The organism is Affinirhizobium lemnae, assembly GCF_022968395.1.
Classification (GTDB): Bacteria; Pseudomonadota; Alphaproteobacteria; order Rhizobiales; family Rhizobiaceae; genus Neorhizobium; species Neorhizobium lemnae.
This window is the reverse complement of the sequence record NZ_JALJQZ010000016.1, coordinates 1-22041: the sequence shown is the minus strand read 5'-3', so window position 1 is coordinate 22041 and position 22041 is coordinate 1. Positions and strand designations below refer to the sequence as shown.

Here is a 22041-nt window from a genome sequence, read left to right as displayed (position 1 = left end):
TCAGGTGTCCCTCTTGATCAATGCTGCTGAAATTGCCGGCTCGGAAAAAGGTCTTTCGAGCGGAGTCCTGTGCTGGATGCGTTCGCCTGCGGCGTAGATGACGGCCGAGATCAGCGCGAAGCACGCAAACCAGGAAATGCCGATGCGATAGAGCAGTGGCTGATTGGGAATGTCCCGAGAAACCGCGGCGAAGGCTAGGAGCCCGACCAGGTAGCTGTCGAAGGACAAGTGACGCTTGTCGTGGAAAGCCAGCGACAGGATGAGAAGGAAGGCCGCTAGTAGCGCGTGGATCCACCAGAGTCTCTGCGCCGGGATTATGAGGGCGATCGAGAGGGAGATGGCAAGCAGCAAGCCAGCCAAGGGATCTGTTGCGAGAGAGGTCGCAATATGTGCGAGGTCTGGCAACTATCGGTCTGTCCTCTTCGGCTTGTTTCGCGCATCAGCAAAAGGAGGAGAGATCTCGCTTTTCCTCTCGGCCAATAGATTGAAGTCGGCGATCGGATGCCGATCTAGCGTCTTGTCGACGGCTTTCCGGCGCCATTCGTTCATGTCCAACACGTAGGTTCCCCACATCCCATACCGGGCGGCCATCGCATTGGTCTGATAAGCGTAATATTGGGCGTTGATGTAAGGGGAATCGAGACGAGCCCAACCGACGCGCAGCATTTCGGCGGCGAGATCCACACCGTTAGTCGTGCATTGTGCGACGGGTATCCCATCGTTCGCGTAGGCCAGACCGACGCAAGTCGTGGGTCTGTTTCCGACAGTCCTTTTCAGCCAGGCTTTGGCGAAGGGACCGCATGGAACGGGGGTAGGGGCCTGTTGCTTGTCCCGGTTGGTCCACTTTGGGTTCAAAGCCCATTGAGGAAGCTCACAGGTGTCGATGCCAGCCAACCTCACTTTATAGCCATTGCCAAGCGTGCCGAACCATAGCGTGCGGCCGTCAAGAACGGTTACCGGGCCTTTGAACGTCGGCAACCGAACAGCAGCAGCAACTGGAGGCGCAGCCTGACCGCGTAGGGCGTGCCAGTTCTGATAGATCGGATCGGCGGCAAGCGCCGGCTGGGCCAAAGAGCTTGCGGCGATAAAAAGGAAAAGGCGGCTTCTCATGGCTGGGCGCTCCTCGATCGCTGGTTCGCCTCACGACTAAGCAGGATGGAAGGATGCTGAACGTCGGAGAATTGCCAAAGGCCGGCCTTCTTTTGCTGAGCAAGCTGCTCGGCTATGGCGTAGGGGGCATGATAAGGGAGACCATCGGTCTTCAAGGCAGCGAATGCATAGCCGCTTGTCACCATGATCTGCGCGAGGTCGAGCCTTTGACTGCCAACCGTGGCGTAACAAACGACATATGAGATGCCGTTAAGCTTCGCCACGGGGGCACAGATCGGTTTGGTGTCCTTGATGTAGGCAGCCAACATCGCAAGCGATGCCTCGCCGCAATCTTGTCTGCTGCCCTGACCATCCGTGTAGGCAGTGCCGCGCAAGCAGGACTGGATGCCATAGAGACGAAACCGTTCTCCGTTCGAGATCCAGGTGTCCCCCGTTTCCAAGGTGATGCCGGGAGCAAGATCGAAGTACCCTTCAGGTGCGGCATTGGCTGCAAAGGGCAGTAGAGTCGCGACGAGTGCAGCAGCAAGCTTCATTGCGCCTTCACCCGAGGATCTGCCCACATGCCGTAGGAACCCTTCTGGCCGATTTCCTGAGCCTCCGTGAGATCAGGACGTTCGAATGAACCATCGGCTTTCTTAGTCAGGCGGACCGCTCCTAACGACAGAAGCTGCTCCTCAAGATTATCAACCGTGTCCATTGCTCCAGGATAGTTATAGTAGCCGTAGCAAGTGACATCCTGAACGGGGGCAGTCTGCTCGCTGATGAAGGCCCTGCAGAACAGAACCTTGGGGCTCTGCAGCATCGTTTGCAGCTGCTGCGTACCAAACTCCTCGCAAGTCCCGGAATAGTCCTCTGCGCGATTGACCAGATCGCCGCTGCAGGGCTGAACGCCATACAGATGCAACGTTGTCGATTCATCGACGCGAAACTCAGTCGCCGAGATAGCCTTGAAGCCATTGGCAGTGGCGTAACCTTTGCGATCAGCGACTTTGCCGGTCCCGTCGTAATACTCGACGACAAGAACCGTCTTGCCCGGCGCCGCCAGTGACCTGATGTAGTCCTTGTTCACCGCAGGAGCGGCAAGCGCTTGTGTTGCCAATGCGCAACTTAGAAGCGCGGGAATGATGGCCTGTTTCATATTTTAGCCCTAACCATCCGTAGTGCGATTGTTGACCCTGCAAAATAGGGTTTAACACCGTTCAGAAAACTTGTAAGAGTGCATCAAATCGGTATCATGAGTGCATTAACTCTAGTCGGTTTTCGTGGCGATCACAACACCGTTTGACGGGCGGGTGCGATGGATAAAAACACTGTCTATGCAGGGTATCTAGGCCCGCGAACCCTGACTAGCGCAGCTTTATCCGTGCTGCTCGCGGCCAATACTGCTGCGTCACAAGACCTAGCCACAACAGGGCGTATTTCCAGCGATTACAACGGTTCTGTGACAATCAACGAGGAATCTCTTGTCACGAACTTCGAAGATCGCTGGAGCGGTGTCGAGACATCAGAGAAGGAATTTGTCCTTGGTGCAAACGGTGTTGTCACGAAGGGCGGAGCTGAAGTATTGGGCGCAACGACGTCGAAAGATGTGGGCGCCAAAGAGCATCAAATTGATGCGTCTGTCAGCGCATATTTTGATGTCTCGGAGCGCGCTACCGGCCGCATTGAGCCTGTCCAAACTCCCACTCTAGATACTACATCTAGTGATACCCCCGAAAATCTAGGGGCAGGAACTCCCGTTGGAGAGTGCGGGCCGTCGCCCCTGTCACCTGACGAGATTAAAGCGCTGGTTGCATCCACTGCGCGCCGATACAGCGTCGATGAGGGCTTCGCGGTTGCGATTGCCTGGGCCGAAAGCCGCTTCGATGAGATCCGCAATTCACCGAAAGGCGCACGCGGACCTATGCAGCTTATCCCCGAAACGGCGGCTCGCTTCGGTGTTGAGGACATTTGCGATCCCGCTCAAAACATCGAGGGCGGGATGAAGTACCTCCGCTTCCTGCTCGATGAGTTTCAGAACCCGCTTCTGGTCGCGGCCGCTTACAACAGCGGGGAGGGGCGCATCTACGAATATGGCGGCGTTCCGCCATTCCAAGAAACCGTCGGCTATGTCGCAAAGGTCGTGAATTTCCAGCTTGGCCTACCGATGCCAACCGGCAAACGGAAGGCGAGCGGGATCGTCCGAGACATGGCGGCAAAGAACACCAGCGATGCCGGAGTCATCACTGTGGAGAAGACCGGCAAGTTCGTCGGCGGCGTGATGCATTTTTAAGGAGAGAACTATGAAGAACGTCGTTTCCCGGCATTCCGGGGCATTGAAGGCAGTAGCCGTCATTGGCTTGGTGGCAGCCCTGCAGGTTGCAGGCGCTGATCAAGCGCTTGCACAGGCTGGCGGTGGCGGCGGCGGTGCATTCGCACCCCTTCAGACAGCCGTACAGATGATCGTTGACTTCATCACCGGCCCCTTTGGACGTCTGATGGCAATCATCGCCGTGATTGGCCTCGGCTTCCTTGCCTTTGCCGGCAGGCTTTCGTGGTTCACGGCCGGAGCCGTCGTCATTGGCATCGGTCTCGTGTTCGGCGCCCCTGCCATCGTTGACCAGATGATTTCGTCGGTAGGCGGCGGCTGATGAGCGATTTTCAGGACGAGAAGCCAGCTTTGACGCCGTTGGTGATCGGCTTGACCCGTTCTCCGACGCTATGGGGCGTGCCCTACATGGCGGTCGTCCTGATCATCGGCGTGACAATCATTGGGTGGCTGGTGACGAACCATCTGGCGGCACTGCTGATCGCGCCAGCCGCCTACCTTGTCCTTTTCTCGCTTTGTGCCTGGGACAGCAAGATTCTCGACGTCCTGCAGGTCACGTCCCGCAAGACGCCAAGGACTCCCAACAAGCGCTTTTGGGGCACCAACTCATACGGACCATAGTAGATGCTGAAAGTCGTCAAGGAAGAGCTTGGGTTTGGGAAGGTCGCCGGCAACGAGCGGCCTATGTCCGTTCACATCCCCTATATGCGGCATGTGTCTGACACGGTCATCGGGCTCGAGAATGGAACCCTGATCAGCGTCATCAAGCTTGATGGACTGTTCTTCCAGACGGAGGACCAGGCCGAATTGAACATGCGTTCTGTTGTGCAGAACACCATGATCCGAGCACTAGGTTCGAGCCGCTATTCTCTTTGGTCGACCGTAATCCGTCGTGAGGTCGAGACCGAAATCGGCGGTTCGTTCGATTCCTCCTTCTGCGAGATCCTGAACGATCGCTATATGGACCAACTTCGCAAGAAGCGGATGTTCACGAACGAAATCTACCTGACGATCGTGCGTTCGGGCATGAAAGGGGCGCTTGGCCTCGGCGACTCGCTGAAGCGGATCTTTGAACGCTCGAACAAGGAGGCCAGGGCCCAAGCGACCCGTGAAGACGTGACCGACCTCGAAGAGCTGGTTGGGAATATCGTGAAAGAGTTGCACAAGTACGGCGCAAAGCCGCTTGGCATCACGTATCGCAAGAAATCAGACGATACAGCGAAAAAGGACATCGATGGAGAAGACGCTAAGGGCGATCCGTATTCGGAGCCCTGCGAGTTCTTCAACACGATCCTGACCTGCGGTGTGCCGCGAAAGATGCGGCTTCCGCGCATGGGAATTCGCAACTACGTCGGCACCTCACGGCTTCACTTTTCAAAGCGGACGATGCAGGCACAAGCGGCGGTGGAAGAAGATAGCCGCTATGCCGCTCTACTCTCGATCAAAGAATATCCCCCATTCACTGGTCCCGGCATGTTGGATGGGTTGCTGCAGGTGAACCACGAGTTCATCCTGACGCAGTCTTTTACCCTTGCAGACAAGCCGATTGCACAAGAGCGGATCAGTCGCCTTCAACGCCAAATCAAGGCCTCCGACGAAGCAGGTAGCTCGGTCGAATCCGACATCGACTATGCTTTGAACAGCCTCCTCAATCAGGAGGCTGTATTCGGCTTCCATCATTTTTCGCTTCTGTGCATTTCGCGGGACCTCGAGGGATTAAGCCGTTGCGTGTCGGAACTTGGCGCTTGCCTCACCGACATGAACATCAACTGGCTCCGGGAGGATCTCAATCTTGAAGCGGCGTTTTGGGCGCAGCTGCCGGGAAACCGCTCCTACATCTCCCGCATCGCTATGCTGTCGAGCGCCAACTTCTCCGGCCTTTCCTCGATGCATAATTTCGCGACTGGACAAGCGGATCGCACCCATTGGGGCCTGCCGATCACCATTCTGGAAACGACCTCACAAACCCCCTACTGGTTCAACTTCCACCGTCGCGATATCGGGCACTTCACGGTGACTGGTCCGACAGGATCCGGCAAGACCGTAGGTTTGACCTTCCTGCTGGCTCAGGCGATGCGGGTTTCACCCACGCCTCGCGCCGTGTTCTTCGACAAGGACCGGGGGGCTGAGATCTTCGTCAGGGCGATCGGCGGAGCCTACGAGGTTCTGTCTCCGGGAACACCCACGGGCTTTAACCCGCTGCAACTGGAAAACACCGGCGAGAACCGGGAATTTCTGGTCCGTCTGCTCAAGGCCATGCTGCGCGGCGATCGTCGCACCGACTTCACGCAAGAGGACGAGGACACGCTGGAAAAAGCAATCGTCCGGATCATGCAGGAGCCGGCAGCTCAGCGGAACCTCCCCAATCTTGCCGGCCTCTTGATGGGGCGGTCCAAGGCCGATGCCAACGATCTATACTCGCGGCTTCGCCCTTGGATCGAAGGCGAAAAAGCCTGGCTGTTCAACGCGCCCCATGACGTCCTGTCCTTCTCGGGTCACAGCGTCTTTGGCTTTGATATGACCAACATCCTCGGAAACGAGGAGCTAAGAACCCCTGCGCTGATGTATCTTTACCATCGGCTGGACGAGCTGCTGGACGGTAACCCCGTCATGTTCTTCATGGATGAAGGCTGGCAGCTGCTGATGGATGACACTTTCAGCGCCTTCATCGTCGACAAGATGAAGACGATCCGAAAGCTCAACGGCATCGTGGGCTTTGGTACGCAGTCGGCTGCTGACATTACCAAATCCAAAGCGTCGCACACGCTCATTGAGCAATCGGCGACCAACATCCACTTCCCGAACCCACGGGCTGACGAAGAGAGTTACATCAAGCGCTTCGGCCTGACGGTGAAGGAGTTCAAGTTCATCAAGAACACGCCTCCTGAAAAGAGAACCTTCCTGATTAAGCATGGCAACGACTCTGTCATTGCGCGTCTCGATCTGTCGACAATGCCAGATCTCGTGAAGGTGCTTTCAGGACGCAAGGAGACGATCGAGGAGTGCGCGGCACTTCGCGAGCAGTACGGAGACGAACCCGAAAACTGGTTGGCGAAATTCTGCGGATGGGAGAAGGCCGAATGAGGAACAGTCGGACTCTAACGCTGCTGGTTGCAGCCTTGGCTTGGGGAACAGCGCCCCCCGCCTCCTCGCAGGTTCCTGTTACGGATGGCGCCCTCACTTCAACAGATGCGGTGCGCAATGAAACGACGAAGCAGATCGAAGAAACAGACAGTCGCCGGCACTCCGTGAGCAAGAGCGTCACCTGCTCGATGTACCGGCCGGGGCGCGGAGGTGACGCCCCCTCGGCAGCACAAGCCAATCCGGAGATTGTCGGGCTCGTGAAGCGAGTGGCGCGTGAGGAAGGGGTAGACGAAACCCTCTTCATGTCTCTCGTCTACCAGGAGAGCCGGTTCAATCCCTGCGCAAAGTCGCCTGTCGGCGCCATGGGCTTGTCGCAGCTGATGCCGGGCACAGCCAAGGATCTTGGCGTGAACCCTCACGACATCGAGGATAACCTCCGCGGCGGCGCACGCTACCTGAAGCAGCAGCTCCGTACCTTCAACGGCAATACCAACCTCGCCCTTGCCGCATACAACGCGGGGCCAGGCAACGTTCGAAAGTATGGCGGCATCCCTCCGTTCAAGGAAACGCAGGGGTATGTAGCCGCGATCAAAGGCAAGTGGATGCCCCAGTTCGGAGGGTCCGATGTGTCGAACATCCCCGAAAACTTCGGCGGAGGCACGTCGGGCTTTTCAGGTGCGAGAGACGCAACGATCAACTCAATGGCAACCAGCCAGTCGATTTCCGAAAACAGCGGGAACGTCGCGTCATGGCTTCAGCAACTCGGCCAGATGGAAAGCGGCACGATCCAAGACAGCTGGGACCACAATTCTGGCGCACGCAATGCGAACCTCGAGATGATGAACCAGGTCATCCGCCTCGGAACAACGATGGCGGAGCTTATGAATTCTCAAAATGCACTCGATCTGGGCGGGCTCTCGGGGTCTTCGCGGTCCAGCGACTACAAGCGAGACGAGAAGGAAGACGATCGCGAGGTAGCTGACCTCTGCGACAAGGAACTGCAGCTTGAGTGGAATCCGGAGGAACAGGCCTGCGTTCGAAAACTCGAACCAGAGGCTGACATGAAGCTGATGTTGAGCGCCGAATGACAAGGAGAACGGCCATGAAAAGAGCATTTCTGACTGCGTTTTCGCTAGCGATGGCGTCTACCGCACTTGCACAGGTTCCCGTGATCGACAGCGCCAACCTGAAGATTGCAACGGAAACCTCTCAGACGACCGATCAGATCCTGGATACGAACAAGGAGGTTCTGAAGACGGTAGAAGAGACGCTTAAAGCCGTCACGGGGGATCGCGGGAGCGTTTCAAATCCCATGCAGAACCTCGCCGTTGGTCAAGGGTTCAGCGTTTCTCAGATGCCGTCACTCGACAGCCTCATGCAGGGCGGAGTCCCGAACTTCGGCAGCATGGGCGGTGACATCGGCCAGATTGCCACCACCTTCATCAACGGCCTTCAGCTAGTAAAGAACTTGTCTGGCAAGGCGGACAGCACGTTCTCCGGCGACAAGTCCTACGAAGAGATGATGAAGACCGTCCTTGGAGTCGCTGCCCTAGTCACCGGCTCGCAACAGGCCGTTCAGTCGCGAACACAGGCATTCCAGCAGGCAGGTCAGCAGATCGGCCAGGCCGAAGACATCAAAGGGTCCATCGATCAGAACACGCAGCTGCAGGTTCAAACCGGCCTGACGATCAACGAAATGATTGGCGTGATGAATGGGGCGGTCGGCTCCCTGCAGGCTCAAAACCAGCGCCGCCTTGTCGACATCTCCAATACCAAGAAGGCGCTGACCTACGGTGACTAAGACATTTCGAGTGAAAGGCTTTGTGCTCCTCTCCGTTCTGGTTGCCGCCGGCGTAACTGGCTGCGCCGGTGCTCCGAAAGAGAAGACTGCACCATGCAAGAGGCCGGCAAACCTCACATCCTACGCCGAGGATCCGCGACAGGAATGTGGCCCAATGACCAGCGTGAATGGCAACCCATCGGAAGCGCTGGCGGCGATCGACGCTTTCGCTGCAAGCGGAGAGCAGTGACCCCATGAACTTTCTAGGCGGCCTGCTTGAGGCTCTTGAAGATGCAGGGCGGAATTTCTCCCAACGGGCTTATGAGGTCGTTGGCGACGAAATCATGCCTTTGCTGACGATCATGCTTATTGCCTACGTCGCCTATTACGGACTTCAACTCGTCATGGGGACCGCGCGAGTGAGCGTCGGTGAGATCGTCGGCCGGGTCGTGCGGATGATGCTTATCGTCGCCTTCATTGATCAGTGGGGCAACTTCCAACTCTTCTTTTACGACTGGCTGAACAACACGCCGGAAGACGTGGGGCGGGCGCTCCTGACGGCTAGCAGTACCGGGATAACTGAGCCGACAGACGGCCTCTCCATGATTTGGGAGACGGCGAATGAGGCAGCAGCAGCATTCGCGGAGCAGTCAGGCTACTTCGCCATTCTACCGGGCCTCGTAGGGTTCCTGATCATGCTGGCGGTTGGGCTGTTCATTGCCGTTGCGCTTGCCATCCTCGTGCTTGCAAAAGTGATGATGTGGGTGCTGCTTGGCACTGCACCGATCTTTATCGCCTGCCTATTGTTTGATTCCACACGCCAGTACGGAATGGCTTGGTTCCAGCAGGTTTTGACGTACGCGATCATTCCGCTCTTCGTTTACGTGGTCGCCGCCTTTCTCATCACGACCATGGACGCTGAATTGCAGAAGGTCGCAGCGGCAGCATCCGCGAACGAGATCCAGCTAGACGATATCTCGGCTTTCGTCCTGATCTGTGCGGCTGGCGCTTTTGTCCTCTTCAACATTCAAACTCTCGCCCAGGGAATTACCGGGGGCGTGGCAACGGGCGTTGGGCAGATCGCTCGATCGGTTGGCTACGCTACCGGTGTTGCGCTGCCGGCACGAGCTTTGACCGCGACACGTTCTGTAGCCGGGAGGGCTGGAGAATTAGGAATGGCCGCACGCGCCAGAACCCATGCCGGCATGAGGGAAAACATCCAAAACGCCGGTGCAGCAGAAGCGATGCAAAACAGAATTACCAACAACAGTCTGCCCAACTAGGCAACTGGTGGCGGGAATTAAGGGCTAGGATACATGGCAGAGAATAACGATGCTCTCCGGAGCTATTTTCAGGATGGGGACCGTTGGGAACAAGAGATCGTCAAAAAGGCCAAACGGTCCAAGGCGTTCGCTTGGCTGATTACGCTGATCTTCGGCGGCATCACGATCCTGTCGCTCTCCGCATTGGTGATGCTCGTGCCCCTCAAGAGCTTCGAGCCGTACATTGTCGAGGTCGACAAGAACACTGGCTACATTGAGGTCAAGACAGGGCTGACTCGAACATCGAACATCACCGATCAGCAAGCGGTCACTCAGGCGAATGTCGTCCGTTACATTCGATCCCGCGAGGGCTATGATCCTTTTGCCATCGAGCAGAACTTTGGAATTGCAGCTTTGCTCTCCACCGGCGACGCAGCGCGCGACCTCCAGGCCCAATGGAGTGCCGCGAACCCTGACAATCCAGCTCGCCGGCTCGGCAAAAACAAGTCGATCACCGTCGACATAAAGTCTGTCACCTTCCCCAACACGACAACGGCGCTCGTCCGGTTCTCGACGCATGAGCGCTCTGATTCAGACGTCATCACGCGCCATTTCATCTCTATCGTTCGTTATCGCTACACGGATACGCCTGAGCGCAACGAATGGCGCTTCGAAAACCCGTTGGGCTTCCAGGTTTATGACTACCGCCGTGATCAGGAAACGGTGACCTCGGGAGGCCAGCAGTGAAATATGGCTTCCTACTGGCGGCGTCGATCGCCGCTCTCACGATGACTCACGCCTATGCGGCGCAACAGCCCCGCCCTGGCAGTCTGGATGCGCGTGTGACCAGTGTTGTCTATCAGCCGAACAACGTCGTGAAGGTGTCTGCGACCTACGGCATCTCGACGATGATCATCTTCGACGAAGATGAGAAGTTTGAGACGATCTCGCTTGGCGACACCGACAGTTGGCAGGTTGCCCCGTCCGAAAAGGGCAACATCCTTTTCGTCAAGCCGATAGCCAAGGACGTTTCCACAAACATGAACGTGGTGACCTCAAAGAGGATCTACTTCCTTGAGCTCAATGACTATGCACCGGAAGCAGGGAAAAAGGTCTTCGGCATTCGCTTCGTTTATCCGGAGAAGAACCTGAACGAGTCTCTGCGGAAGGAGGCTGAGTTTCGGGCAGCTAACCCGAACATTTCGAGCATCGACAAAGCGAACGTCAATATTGACTACTCTTTCTCGGGCGACGCGGCGCTGAAGCCGACAATGGTCTTCGATGACGGAAAGAAGACCTTTTTCAAGTTCGGCCGAGGGACCGTGCCTGCCATTTTTGCCGTTCAATCCGACTTCTCCGAGACCCTGCGAAACTTCCGCAAGGAAGGCGAATACATCGTCGTTGACGGCGTAGCCACGCAATACACGCTCCGGGACGGAAACCAGTGGACGTGCATTTTCAACCTCCGCAAGCCGGACTTTGCAGCACCTGATCCTGACATCATGGCTCCGAAACCGGATCCTGATGCCAGCAAACGCAGGAGGAGCGGCAACTAATGAAGCGCAGCCCTGAACTCGACGCAATGGCGGCGGCCGACGAGGCCGAAATCAGCAATCGAAACGTGAAGCGCAATCAAACGGTCGGCATGGCCGCCCTTTTGCTGGCTGGCGTCTTCGCCGCGTACCTGGTGCTCGCCACGTCCGGAGAAAGCCCGCCTGAAAGCCCGCAAAGTGAGGAGGAGTTCCGTACCACGACCTTCCGGCCGCCCGGTTTCGTGCGCGATGGAGAACCCACTCCCCCACCACCCGAACAGCCTGTCTTGGAACTTCCACCTCCGCCTCCTCCGCCGCCAGCTCCGCCGGTGGACGTCACTGAATTCAACGTGCCTCCCCCGCCCGAAGTCGCTCAACCGGCGAGCGCCCCCCCGCCCGCCGAAGAGGTGTTTCCGGAGCGATTTCGGTCAAAGCTAATCACGCTTGACCAGAACCTGGGAGGATCCGCGAATGGTACGCTCGATGGCTCGAACAGCGGCACGCCTTTGACCGTCGCTGGCGAGGATCGCAACAGCCAGTACCTGTCCTCAGCGAGTGCGATCGGTGATCGTTCCGCCAAAGCCCGGCAGATTGAGCGCATCGACGCCATGATCCCAGAGGGCACGCTGATCCCCGGCATCTTGGAAACGGCGATCGTCAGCGACCTTCCGGGCCAGGTCCGGGCCATCACATCCAAGGATGTCTACTCCTTCGATGGGCGGCGTGTCCTGATCCCAACAGGAACACGCCTGATCGGGGAATATCAGTCCGAAGTTACGCGGGGGCAGAAGCGGGTCTTTGTTGTGTGGACGAGGCTGATTCGGGATGACGGCGTGTCGGTGCGCTTGAACTCCATCGGCACGGACAGCCTCGGGCGATCAGGCCTGACGGGTCATGTCGACAACAAGTTCCGTGAGCGCTTTGGCGCATCAATCTTGCTGTCGATCGTCGGAGGCGGTGCAAGCTATCTAACCGGATACGGTAGCGACTCCAGCTCCGGAAACGATGACGCCGAAAGAGGTGCTGAATTGGCGCGAGAAACGATCGCGCAGACCTTCAGCGACATGGCGAACACGGTCCTTGCCGAAAACTTGAGGATCCCGCCAACGATCAGCGTACCGCAAGGGGAGCGGATCTTTGTCTATGTTCGCCAGGACCTCGATTTCAGCGCCATGTACGACGATCCTGTCACGGAAGCGATGAAGGAGATCAAACGTGAACGTTATGGTAGGTAACACGACCGCTCATGATCCTCATTATTTCCTGAACCGGTCTCTGGAGCCCATCAGGCAATTTCTCGATGACCCGAAGGTGGTTGAGATTGCAGTGAACCGGCCAGGCCAAGTCTATGTTGAGCGCTTCGGTGCTGATCACATGGAGCATCATGAAATCGTGGCTCTGACGGCACGCGAGATCGAGAACATTGGCGAGCGGGTTGCCGCAGCGACAAAGCAGTTCCTCAACGCCGCTAATCCGATCCTGAGCGCAGCACTGCCGACCGGCGAACGTATCCAGGTCGTCTTGCCGCCCGCAGCACCTGACGGTGGGTCGATCACTATCCGTAAGCAGGTTGTGCAGAACTTCTCTCTGCAGGACTACCGTGACAACGGCTCTCTCGACAAAGTCTCGGTTGCTGTCGGGGGCCTAAGCGACGTGGATCGGGAGCTGATCGCCTTTCTACGTGCGGAGAAGATCTACGACTTCATTCATACGGCCATAACGAAGCGGGTTTCGATCCTGATCAGTGGCGGCACGTCGTCGGGCAAAACCACCTTTCTGAACGCGTGCCTGAACTCTGTAGACCTGAATGAGCGGATCCTGACGCTTGAAGACACTCGTGAGCTATTCCCACCACAGAAGAACGCGGTCCACCTGATCGCCTCCAAGGGTGGGCAAGGCACTGCAAACGTAACGATTCAAAACCTTCTTGAATCGGCGCTTCGAATGCGGCCGGATCGCCTCTTTGTTGGCGAGATTCGTGGAGCTGAGGCATTTTCATTCCTTCGCGCCATCAACACAGGCCACCCGGGCAGCATGTCGACAGTACACGCCGATACGCCGCTCGGCGCCTATGAACAGCTCGCCATGATGATGCAACAGTCCGGCATGTCCGCCGGCTACTCCAAGCAGGATCTGATGTCCTACATCCAAATGGTCATTCCGATCGTGATCCAGCTCAGGCGGGAAGGCGGCAAGCGCGGGGTTTCCGAAATCTACTTCGCACGGGATGCATCATGAGTAAGGGGCTACAGGCCTTCTATCTGTTCTTCTGCCTGTTGATCGCATTTGCAGTCTGGATGCTGGCGTACGGGGCGGGGCTTCAGCTCTTCTACGGTGACGGTAGGATCCTCGAGGCGACAATTACCTCAAACCCATTCGCGCCAATTCAGCAGTTCTGGGCCTATAGCTCCTCCCCTTCCCTACAAAAAGTCGCGCTCGGCTCCGTAGTGCCCGCGCTGCTCGTATCAGGCCTCATTGCTTACCTTGGGCTCAAACCTACCAGCAATCCATTGGGTGATGCGGCCTTTCAGGATCTTGCAACCCTTCGGCGCGGGAAGTGGTTTGGCAAGAAAGGTCACATATTCGGCCGCATCGGGAGCAACGTCCTCCGCGCGTATGACGATCGCCACCACCTCATTATTGGCCCGACGCGATCCGGTAAGGGCGCGGGCTACGTCATCCCCAACGCTCTCATGCACGAAGGCTCTATGATCGTCACGGATCTGAAGGGCGAGGTCTACAAGGCAACCGCCGGCTATCGGAAGCGCAACGGCAGCCAGGTCTTCTTGTTCGCGCCGGGTTCCGAGACGACCAACAGCTATAATCCCTTGGATTTCGTTCGTCCGGAGCGAGGCAATCGCACGACTGACATTCAAAATATCGCCAGCATTCTTGTACCGGAGAACACCGAATCCGAGAATTCCGTTTGGCAGGCCACAGCTCAACAGGTTCTCGCCGGCGCCATCAGCTATGTTCTCGAAAGCCCCTTCTACAAAGGGCGCAGGAACCTCGGCGAAATCAACTCCTTCTTCAACAGCGGGACCGATCTGCAGGCCTTGATGAAGTACATCAAGGAGAAGGAGCCGTACCTGTCGAAGTTCACGATGGAGAGCTTCAATTCATACCTGTCTCTCTCGGATCGGGCCGCGGCCTCGGCACTGCTTGATATCCAGAAGGCGATGAGGCCGTTCAAGAACGAACGCGTTGTGGCCGCAACGAACATGACCGACATGGACCTTCGATCCATGAAGCGTCGCCCTATCACGATCTACCTTGCCCCGAACATCACCGACATCACGCTTCTTAGGCCGCTGCTGACGCTGTTCGTTCAACAGGTGATGGACATACTTACCCTTGAGCATGATCCCAACTCCGTGCCGGTCTATTTTCTGCTGGATGAGTTTCGCCAGCTGAAGCGCATGGACGAGATCATGACGAAGCTGCCCTACGTGGCCGGCTATAAGATCAAGCTCGCCTTCATCATCCAGGACCTGAAGAACCTGGATGAGATCTATGGTGAGACGTCGCGACATTCGCTCCTTGGCAACTGCGGCTATCAGCTCATCCTTGGTGCCAATGACCAGGCCACGGCAGAGTATGCTTCCCGCGCGCTTGGCAAGAGAACTATCCGATATCAGTCTGAATCCCGCACTATCGAGCTTATGGGCCTCCCGCGCCGAACAAAGGTCGAGCAAATTCGCGATCGGGACCTGATGATGCCGCAGGAAGTGCGCCAGATGCCCGAGAACAAGATGATCTTGCTGGTGGAGGGTCAGCGGCCAATCTTTGGAGAGAAGCTGCGCTTCTTTAAGACGCAGCCCTTCAAGGAGGCGGAGGCCTATTCTCAGACGCACATACCGACCGTTCCAACTGTCGATTACCTGCCACCTAAACCAGTTCCAGCGACCACGCCAGCCTATGCCAATGCAGGCCAGGAACAGGTTGAACAAGCGGAAGCGATAAAGCCTGTGACTGAGGCGAAAGCGGAGGAGCCGAGGGCGCCTGTCCAGGAGGAGGCTCCGAAAGAGCCAGTGCCCTCCACCTCGCCCGCTCGCGTTGTAAATCCCTCCGCCTTGGCCAACAAGAAGGTCAGCGCCGGCGGCACTCCGAAACCTGCAAAGGCAGCTGTGCCCGCTCCCGAAAAGCGCACAACACCTGTCTCAGAGAACGACATCGAAAAAGCGCACAATGATCGGGTTAGTCGCCTTAGGGAGGTCGTCGAACGGAAAGCCGAAGGCAAATCACCGCGCAAGAGGAAGAGCTTGGAAGAGCTATTCGCAGCGACCGTTCCTGATCCAATCATGGAACAGGCCGGCCGCTAATTCAGGTTCAGAAGGGCCAGAAGCTGGCTGCGTACTGACCCGCCTCTGTTAGCCAAGCCACAGAAGCATGATACCAGCCGATCACGGTCCCGTAGACCTTGATCAGGATCGCGAGGATCCCAACGGAAACCATACCCCACACCATCATCTTGCCGACGATATCGGCAGACTTGGGGTCGTTTACTTCCACCAGGTAGGTGTTCTGATTACCGTCCTGCATGACACTTTAGCGATCACGGTCGTCCCGATTACGCTCCCTCTGTTCAACCTGTTCACGCTCCAACTCCCCGAGACGAGGAATGTGCTGTTGCGCGGGATCAGTCCGCGTGGTCTCGCCGCCCTGCTTGGCCGCTTCCCTGTCTCTGTTTACACGATCTTGCTGCCTCTGAGTAGCGTCCACCGTCTCAGCGAGCTGGTGAGCCTCACGCTCCGCTTGCCCGATCGGACGTTCCTCTTCCAGATCCACCCTGAGATCGCGTTGGCGATCGTCGGCAGTATCCGCTGTTATCGGCTGCTTGTTTGACTTGTTTTCGTCCCCACGCTCTTCATTGCTTTCAATGGTCTCGATCTCCGCGCGCAGTTCCGGATCTTCGTTGGCAACATCCCGGAGATAGCCGTTTCCAGTAGCGGCGAGTTGAGCTGCATGATGAAGCGAAGCCTCAAGGCCCTTCTCATACTGCTCCCGGTTTTCGTCTCCGAGCTCGCCGGCTTCGATATGGGCGAGGCCGGAGCGATAGTGTTCCACATTTGCCATCGCATCGTTACCAGCTTCAACGACAGCCTCTCCATGCTTGGCAACAGCTGCCTCCCACTGGGGGTTAGCATTCGTCTGCTCTTGCACCTCAGATGCCGTTATTTCCGGCGCGGCACGACTTTCTCTGGAGACGTCGCCAGCAGCGTTTCGACCATCCTGCTCATCAAGCCCACGCTCCTTCATTTCGAGCATCTGCCTGCGCAGATCGACGATCTCGCGAGCGAGGGAGGAAACCTCCTCGAAGCCTGACCGGTCCTCTGGACCAGCGCTGCGCTGAAGGTTGAATAGAGCCGTTTCAACCGTTTTTTCGTACGCTTCGAACTCTGGGCGTGTCTGCTCGCGCATGTCCTTTGCCTCCGACAACATGTCTCTGATTGCTACCATATTGGAGCGGTAATCACCGCCGAAATCTGCATGAATGACTGCACCAGCAGGCGATTGATCCGTTTGGGTAAGGCCGTTTTCCAGATAGGAGCGATGCTGAGCGGCGTAGGCCGCAACCACTGTGTCGCCGGCGTTAACTGCAATCTTCTGCCAGGTCTCCTGCGCTTTTAGGATGTACTGGCGGCTTCTCTGGCTCGTCGCCACCACGCGCCGACCAGCTCGCTTTGCGTCATATCGCGCCTGCGCCGGATCGCTGGTGCCGACATGCTCGGTTCGACCGTCATGCTTGACGGCGCGAACCTGATTTCGCGTGAAAGCTGGCGGCGTGGCGAACTCTCGCCGATCGGTCATTTCCATATTGATGCCGTGGTCACGCGCCTTCTCGGCCATGACCTCACGCCATTGCCGGAAGGTGGCCGGAGTCGTCTCGATCCGGTCGCCCGATTCCGAACGCATAGTAACGATGGCATGGGCATGAACATGCGGCCGCTTGCCCCCCTCCCCTGCTTCTTTCGGATCGTTCTCCGGATCGTGCATAGCGAAAACGTAACGATGGCCCGCAAACTGCTGAGCCAGGAAGTCGCGAACAGCTCCTTCGAACGCGACAGCATCCGTGCCGGCACGGGCCGACATGATCACGTGCATCACGTCACGGCTCTTGCGGCTGTGCAGCTCATCCCGCCATTCCTTTTGCACCAGGTCGCCCGCAGCCTTGTCATCGGCAATCGAACGTCCCTGATCGTCTCGAACGTCGTTCCGCTGCGCGATCAAGTCTCGCAACTTGGCAGCGCCATATTCCACGCCATTGCCATAGCCTGTGAACGAGAAAGCTGCGGGGGCCTCTTTCGCAACGGCGCTGGCGTTGAAACGCTCCTGAACGATGGCGGCCGCCTTCGCGTCAGCCGTCAGCCGCTCGCCCTGCCCGCTGCGCAACACAACATAGCCTTCGACCTTCAGCGATCCGTCGTTTCGGGTTTCGACAGAGTAAGCGTAGCGTCGATCACCAAAGCCACTGCTGAGAATGTCCCGTACCTGCTCATGCGAGTTCGAGCCGCCGGAAACGCTCACCTCGACGCTAAACCCGCCGATATCGCGGCTCTCGGTCCTGTTTTGGAAAAGGTGATCCCAATCGCCACGGAGACGCGCCAGCTCCTCACGGCCACGCAACGTCTCGCCGTTCTCGTTCTCAACCTTCAGCTCCCCCCCTCTGGAAACATAGTTGAGCATCGAGCCGACGCGGGCGCCACCACCGTAGGAAGCCAGTTTGACAACTGCTGGCTGGCTCCCTTTGGCAACGCTCGCAAGACGAACGTCCATTGATCGCATAGCACCCGAACCGGCAGCCATCGTCCTCGAAGGCGATGACACATTGAATGCCGAAGTTCTCACCCCTCCCCTAGATCCCGACCCGCCTTTAGACATCCCAACCTGATGCTGCAGATTCTTCAGTCTCTTCTCAAGCTCTTCCTCGACAGCCCTCCCACGGCCGCCGAGCGTCATTTCGTGCAATAGCGCCGCGCGCCTTTGCTCCCATTCGCTTGTGAAAGTGCCGAAAAAGAACTCCACGGCCTACACCTCGCCTCGGCGCTCATGCCCGGCACGGCGCGAAAGTGTCCGCAGCTCACTCATTACAGCCGCCTGAATCCGCTGGACGTTGCCAAGGTTGATGTCCAGCTCTGAGGGATGGACACCCTTTCCTGCATTCAGGGAGCGGGCTACCTGATTCAAATTGATGCCGATCATCCGCATGTCTTCGAGCAACGCGGCCATGATCAACCTGTCTTCCGCAGTCAGAAGGGGTCGAACGCCAGCCCCCTCGAGGAGCAGCGAACGGAAAAAAGCAGACACACTCATACCGGCCGACTTTGCCGCTTCTTCGATTGCCGAATGCTCTGCATCGCTGACGCGGACGTTGATTAGACGCCCCTTGCGTTGCTTGGCTGTCGGCACTTCGATTGTGTCCTCACTCATCAATCAACTCGGCCTTCCTGGAGCTTTGCGACCCTCATCGTGGGCTTGTCCCACGATCGTAATGCAAAATGTAAAACATTTTTGCGTATCCTGCCACCCATAACCAAAAGCACTACTCCATAATTTCAATCAAATTTCACCTCTCGACTGGCTCCGCTTCGCTTCGCACTCTTTCCGTTGGAACGCTCACCAGGGTTCACCGCCAAAACCGCTTCTGAAGGCCTTCGTCTGTCCCTCGTACTCAGGCGAAAGGGACGCTTCGCTCTTCGCCCTTGCGCCCTCCGTGCGAGCGCCAAAGACGGCCTCACGCGGCTCCGGGGTTCACCACTCGACCCAGACAGTTGTAAAAGCCACACGACCAACTCGTGTGGCTTTATTGATGTCTAACAGCGTGTGATCACACGCGCGTTTTGATCTTAACCCGCGTGTTTTCACATGGTAGGTTCTCTTCGATGTGAAGATCTTAACGACGATACTGATGTTCCGATCGAACACACGTCGGACCGCTAGGGGACGGGTTGAAGTCTTAGACAGGAAGTGGATCGTGAAATGGCAATTTGCATGTCGCTGGTAAGCGGCAAGGGTGGCGCGGGGAAGACGACCGCCGTAATCCTGATCGCCGGGGAATATGCGCTTCAAGGTAAGCAAGTGCTTTTGGTTGATGCAGACGGACGACAAAACCTGAATGAGTGGTGGTCCCGTTCAGAGGCGAAGGACAACAGGCCAGACGGCATTGAGCTTCGAACGGCGGTAACTAACGCATCACTTCAGCATATTCTGGAGAACGAAACCGCCGGGTTTGACGTCGTGTTGATAGACTCCCCTGGGCAAGACACCGTGCTACGGGACACGATCATCGCCGGCTCGGACATCGTTATGACCCCGATCCAGCCAAACCAAGACGAGATCCTTGCTGCCGGCCAGGCAGCAATGGACGTGGCTGACACCTGCGATCGTACCGGGCGAAACATTCCACATCTCAACTTCAGAACCCGGATCACTCTCCCCGGCCGCTCACTGGAAGCTTACCGCCTGATCCGCCCCTTCATCGCAAACCTGCAAGAGCAGGGATATGATTCACACCTCCTTGATACCGAGCTGTATGAGCGAAACCCCTATCGGGACATCAGACTGGGATATGGGACACTGCAAATGCTTGAGCTCAGCGACTCGGTCAGAAAGGCCCGGAGTGAGGTTATGGGCATGATGCAAGAAATTGAACGTTTCCTGACAAACGAGGAAAAGAGGGCGTAAGATGGCTAAAGGGACTTCCAGTATATCTGATTTTCCCGTTGCACCGCGACGGTCACGGGGGAATGTGCCCAATTCAATGTCTCAGCCGGCTATAGACAACGAAGCAGAAAACTTGGTGGCCAGCGATCATCCAGACCAGGTTGCTATCGAAGAAGCTCCCGCGAAGGTCCCTGACGTTCAAGTGCCACAACGGTCGAGCTTGATTCTGCCATCACCGGAAGCTCGCCGGGAGAGAGCGACGAGCAGATCGTTAGAGCGTGAGGCATCCAGAATACGACTGCAGGAGCTGAAGCAGAATAAAGCGCGGGAGAGCAAACACTTCGTCAACTGCCCCCTTGATTACGATACTAAGAAACGTCTGGAGCGAGCAGCCTCTGAAAACGACTTGAAAATGACGGTGATCGTCAAGGCCGCGATCGACCAGTTTCTGAAGGATAATGGTTATTGATCCTCGACCTTCGTTTCCTGGGCGGGGTGGCGCTAGGCGCAACCCTTGGATTTGTGATCAACCCTGAAGCGACGGAGAAGGTCGGGATCGATATTCCCGCCATAAAGAGAACTTTACTCAGTGTCGGCGCCGCTCCACCGGAGCCTTTCAAGCAAACCGACTGGCCAACGGACGATCGCGCCAAACGCGAGCTGTTCCGGTTTGCAATGTGGGACTTCGAGGAACACGGACCGAAGTCTGAGATCCGGATCACAAGATGCATCAGCATCGACCAGTTCTCCCTAGCTTGCGAAATGCGCGTGAAGTTGAGTTGGGTCAGCGAGGAGAGGATCCTCGAAGGCATTTTTCAACCCAATGCCCGAAGCTGGAATCTGATTGCTGCGAAGGCGGTGAACAGGAATGCTCGCAGTCAAACTTGACTCGAGGCACAACGCGCCTCTGAGTTGCGCATTTCGATCCTAGGAGAGCAATGTTACAGATCATTCCCCCCAATATTGTTAGGTTTGTGTGACTGGCGCGCAGGATGACAGTGCCTTAATGGCACGTTATGGTGCGTGATATCTGCCACTGGCGGATTTGGGGACTGAGGGAATACCGACGGTGCGGAATCTATCCGACTATATCAATTCAAGGGAACTGGTTGAGACCACAGATCCAGATTTCCAGAGACCCTTGTACCGCCAGGAGGGCTTCGACGGTATTGTCAGCTTCGGGGAGATCGACGCAAAGCTTTCCGCATTCCTCTTAGACGAACGTGCGAAAACTGGTTTGACCCAGAGTGATTTCGCGACCTTGGCTGGTCTCGCACGAGTGGTTTATAGCCGCTATGAACTGAACATTTCGCGCCTCACCGTATCACGAATGATCCACCTTTCCGAGCTCCTTGGTTTCCTGCCAATGCAGATGATTCATGCTGCGGCACCTCATCTTTACGGCAAAGATCCTCAAGAGGCCGATGATCGGGTTGAATTGTTCAGACTTATTCATGACCTCCCCCACGACACCATACGCAGTTTGATTGGCATAGTTGGCCAATTGACGCCAAGCGATGTTCTTGAGGCTCGACAGAAAGCGGAAGCGGAGGCTGAAGCGCAAGCTGAGGCTGAACGCCAACGCTTGAACCGAAAAGCTGCGAGAGCCAGCAGGAGAGGCCGTCCGCCTGGTCGCCCACCAGGTCGCAAGTCATCTACAACCGAAACACCTACAGACGAATGAGAGCTGAAACCGGTCGTACGTGCTGTCAATGTAGGAAGGGTGACTTCAGGCCTTTTCCATCGAGACCTCACCCTAGTGCGTCAGCACAGCCCCTCACCCTGCTTTCCGGCCTCCGTTCGTATTGGCGCGCATCAACGACATCAGCATTGGTCCGAGCCCGAACTCCCCTGCCCTCGCTCGACGCGTGAGATCGCGGAGATATCCACCTGCCGAATTGATATGCCCTGCCCTCTCCAGGATTGCAGCCATAGCAACCGCCGCGTTCTCCGGCCCCATCACCTCACACGCTTCCTCATAAGCCGACGGGCTAACACCAAGCATTGATCGAACCACCACCGCGGCCCCCATCAGCTCGCGCCAATGGGAGATCACCCCCCCGGGCCCGTAATCCAAAATCTGCGGGCAGGCTTTCAGGACCATCGACAGCGGGAACGCCTTCATCTGTTCCGGCTTTGCCAACGGCTGAGCAACCGCTTTGGGTGCTACTTCCAGCTCGACGGCTCCGCCCTGCTCTTTTCCAGAGCTAGGTTCAAGTTCATAGATGGATTCGGGTTTTGAATTCTGTATGTGACAGCCATTTTGAACAGCATTGCCGTCCATATTTTGAGAATCTAACT

At 57.0% G+C, this 22041-nt stretch carries 25 protein-coding genes; 17 read left to right on the top strand and 8 right to left on the bottom strand.

Annotated features, from left to right (window positions below):
- From MUU53_RS11920 to MUU53_RS11905, 4 genes are read right to left on the bottom strand one after another with little or no spacing between them, the layout of a single operon-like run.
- Entirely contained in the window at window positions 1–360 is a 360-nt protein-coding gene (locus MUU53_RS11920) for a hypothetical protein (protein ID WP_235775167.1), read from the bottom strand.
- A gap of 45 nt (window positions 361–405) precedes the next feature.
- Window positions 406–1110 carry a thermonuclease family protein gene (locus MUU53_RS11915; protein WP_037093740.1) on the bottom strand — a complete coding sequence of 235 codons (705 nt, stop codon included), beginning with the start codon at window positions 1108–1110 and terminating at the stop codon, window positions 406–408.
- The gene (locus MUU53_RS11910) at window positions 1107–1643 is read right to left on the bottom strand and encodes a thermonuclease family protein (protein WP_037093741.1); all 537 of its coding nucleotides are present in this window, start codon (window positions 1641–1643) and stop codon (window positions 1107–1109) included. The genes MUU53_RS11915 and MUU53_RS11910 overlap by 4 nt, the downstream gene beginning before the upstream one ends.
- A complete protein-coding gene (locus MUU53_RS11905) occupies window positions 1640–2248 on the bottom strand; it encodes a hypothetical protein (RefSeq protein WP_247261089.1) in 609 nt (202 codons plus the stop codon). Before MUU53_RS11905 ends, MUU53_RS11910 begins: the two co-directional genes overlap by 4 nt.
- A gap of 225 nt (window positions 2249–2473) precedes the next feature.
- On the opposite strand from MUU53_RS11905, the gene MUU53_RS11900 reads away from it, so the two are divergent.
- From MUU53_RS11900 to MUU53_RS11840, 13 genes are read left to right on the top strand one after another with little or no spacing between them, the layout of a single operon-like run.
- Window positions 2474–3382, top strand: a complete 909-nt coding sequence (locus MUU53_RS11900) for a lytic transglycosylase domain-containing protein (RefSeq protein ID WP_247261088.1) — start codon at window positions 2474–2476, stop codon at window positions 3380–3382.
- Between the two features lie 10 nt (window positions 3383–3392).
- On the top strand, window positions 3393–3740 hold the full coding sequence (locus MUU53_RS11895) for a TrbC/VirB2 family type IV secretion system protein (protein WP_037093745.1): 348 nt from the start codon (window positions 3393–3395) through the stop codon (window positions 3738–3740).
- Entirely contained in the window at window positions 3740–4039 is a 300-nt protein-coding gene (locus MUU53_RS11890; protein ID WP_081950740.1) for a VirB3 family type IV secretion system protein, read from the top strand. Before MUU53_RS11895 ends, MUU53_RS11890 begins: the two co-directional genes overlap by 1 nt.
- 3 nt (window positions 4040–4042) lie before the next feature.
- Window positions 4043–6502 (top strand): VirB4 family type IV secretion/conjugal transfer ATPase, encoded by a 2460-nt coding sequence (locus MUU53_RS11885; protein ID WP_227705950.1) that lies wholly within the window; start codon window positions 4043–4045, stop codon window positions 6500–6502.
- Window positions 6499–7590, top strand: coding sequence for a lytic transglycosylase domain-containing protein (locus MUU53_RS11880; RefSeq protein ID WP_037093748.1), 1092 nt, complete (start codon window positions 6499–6501; stop codon window positions 7588–7590). The genes MUU53_RS11885 and MUU53_RS11880 overlap by 4 nt, the downstream gene beginning before the upstream one ends.
- A 14-nt stretch (window positions 7591–7604) precedes the next feature.
- Entirely contained in the window at window positions 7605–8303 is a 699-nt protein-coding gene (locus MUU53_RS11875; RefSeq protein ID WP_037093749.1) for a type IV secretion system protein, read from the top strand.
- Window positions 8304–8313: 10 nt separating this feature from the next.
- The gene (locus MUU53_RS11870; RefSeq protein ID WP_246251533.1) at window positions 8314–8532 is read left to right on the top strand and encodes a hypothetical protein; all 219 of its coding nucleotides are present in this window, start codon (window positions 8314–8316) and stop codon (window positions 8530–8532) included.
- A 4-nt stretch (window positions 8533–8536) separates the two neighbouring features.
- Window positions 8537–9565, top strand: a complete 1029-nt coding sequence (locus tag MUU53_RS11865) for a TrbL/VirB6 family protein (protein ID WP_037093751.1) — start codon at window positions 8537–8539, stop codon at window positions 9563–9565.
- A 33-nt stretch (window positions 9566–9598) separates the two neighbouring features.
- Window positions 9599–10291: a VirB8 family type IV secretion system protein gene (locus MUU53_RS11860; protein ID WP_037093755.1), complete on the top strand. Its 693-nt coding sequence runs from the start codon at window positions 9599–9601 to the stop codon at window positions 10289–10291.
- Window positions 10288–11100, top strand: a complete 813-nt coding sequence (gene virB9 / locus MUU53_RS11855; protein WP_037093757.1) for a P-type conjugative transfer protein VirB9 — start codon at window positions 10288–10290, stop codon at window positions 11098–11100. The genes MUU53_RS11860 and virB9 overlap by 4 nt, the downstream gene beginning before the upstream one ends.
- Window positions 11100–12311: a type IV secretion system protein VirB10 gene (virB10, locus tag MUU53_RS11850; RefSeq protein ID WP_247261087.1), complete on the top strand. Its 1212-nt coding sequence runs from the start codon at window positions 11100–11102 to the stop codon at window positions 12309–12311. The genes virB9 and virB10 overlap by 1 nt, the downstream gene beginning before the upstream one ends.
- The gene (gene virB11, locus MUU53_RS11845; RefSeq protein ID WP_247261086.1) at window positions 12292–13314 is read left to right on the top strand and encodes a P-type DNA transfer ATPase VirB11; all 1023 of its coding nucleotides are present in this window, start codon (window positions 12292–12294) and stop codon (window positions 13312–13314) included. The genes virB10 and virB11 overlap by 20 nt, the downstream gene beginning before the upstream one ends.
- Window positions 13311–15398, top strand: coding sequence for a type IV secretory system conjugative DNA transfer family protein (locus MUU53_RS11840; protein WP_247261085.1), 2088 nt, complete (start codon window positions 13311–13313; stop codon window positions 15396–15398). The genes virB11 and MUU53_RS11840 overlap by 4 nt, the downstream gene beginning before the upstream one ends.
- 7 nt (window positions 15399–15405) lie before the next feature.
- On the opposite strand, the gene MUU53_RS11835 is transcribed toward MUU53_RS11840, so the two are convergent.
- Genes MUU53_RS11835 through MUU53_RS11825 form a run of 3 tightly spaced genes read right to left on the bottom strand, consistent with a single transcriptional unit; the run spans window position 15406 to window position 18507 of the window.
- Window positions 15406–15618 (bottom strand): hypothetical protein, encoded by a 213-nt coding sequence (locus MUU53_RS11835; RefSeq protein ID WP_052642558.1) that lies wholly within the window; start codon window positions 15616–15618, stop codon window positions 15406–15408.
- 6 nt (window positions 15619–15624) lie between these two features.
- The gene (locus tag MUU53_RS11830) at window positions 15625–18102 is read right to left on the bottom strand and encodes a relaxase/mobilization nuclease domain-containing protein (protein ID WP_247261084.1); all 2478 of its coding nucleotides are present in this window, start codon (window positions 18100–18102) and stop codon (window positions 15625–15627) included.
- A 3-nt stretch (window positions 18103–18105) separates the two neighbouring features.
- A complete protein-coding gene (locus tag MUU53_RS11825) occupies window positions 18106–18507 on the bottom strand; it encodes a DUF6290 family protein (RefSeq protein ID WP_052114300.1) in 402 nt (133 codons plus the stop codon).
- Between the two features lie 561 nt (window positions 18508–19068).
- Here MUU53_RS11825 and MUU53_RS11820 point away from each other — a divergent pair.
- From MUU53_RS11820 to MUU53_RS11805, 4 genes are all read left to right on the top strand, one after another.
- The gene (locus tag MUU53_RS11820; protein ID WP_376909612.1) at window positions 19069–19761 is read left to right on the top strand and encodes a ParA family protein; all 693 of its coding nucleotides are present in this window, start codon (window positions 19069–19071) and stop codon (window positions 19759–19761) included.
- A gap of 76 nt (window positions 19762–19837) precedes the next feature.
- Window positions 19838–20209, top strand: coding sequence for a hypothetical protein (locus MUU53_RS11815; RefSeq protein ID WP_052642551.1), 372 nt, complete (start codon window positions 19838–19840; stop codon window positions 20207–20209).
- Window positions 20206–20628 (top strand): hypothetical protein, encoded by a 423-nt coding sequence (locus tag MUU53_RS11810; RefSeq protein WP_052114301.1) that lies wholly within the window; start codon window positions 20206–20208, stop codon window positions 20626–20628. The genes MUU53_RS11815 and MUU53_RS11810 overlap by 4 nt, the downstream gene beginning before the upstream one ends.
- A 181-nt stretch (window positions 20629–20809) precedes the next feature.
- Window positions 20810–21424, top strand: a complete 615-nt coding sequence (locus tag MUU53_RS11805) for a helix-turn-helix domain-containing protein (RefSeq protein WP_227705943.1) — start codon at window positions 20810–20812, stop codon at window positions 21422–21424.
- 93 nt (window positions 21425–21517) lie between these two features.
- Here the strand turns inward: MUU53_RS11805 and repC are convergent.
- Window positions 21518–22041: plasmid replication protein RepC (gene repC, locus MUU53_RS11800; protein WP_247261083.1), on the bottom strand; the 524-nt coding region annotated here is incomplete at its 5' end.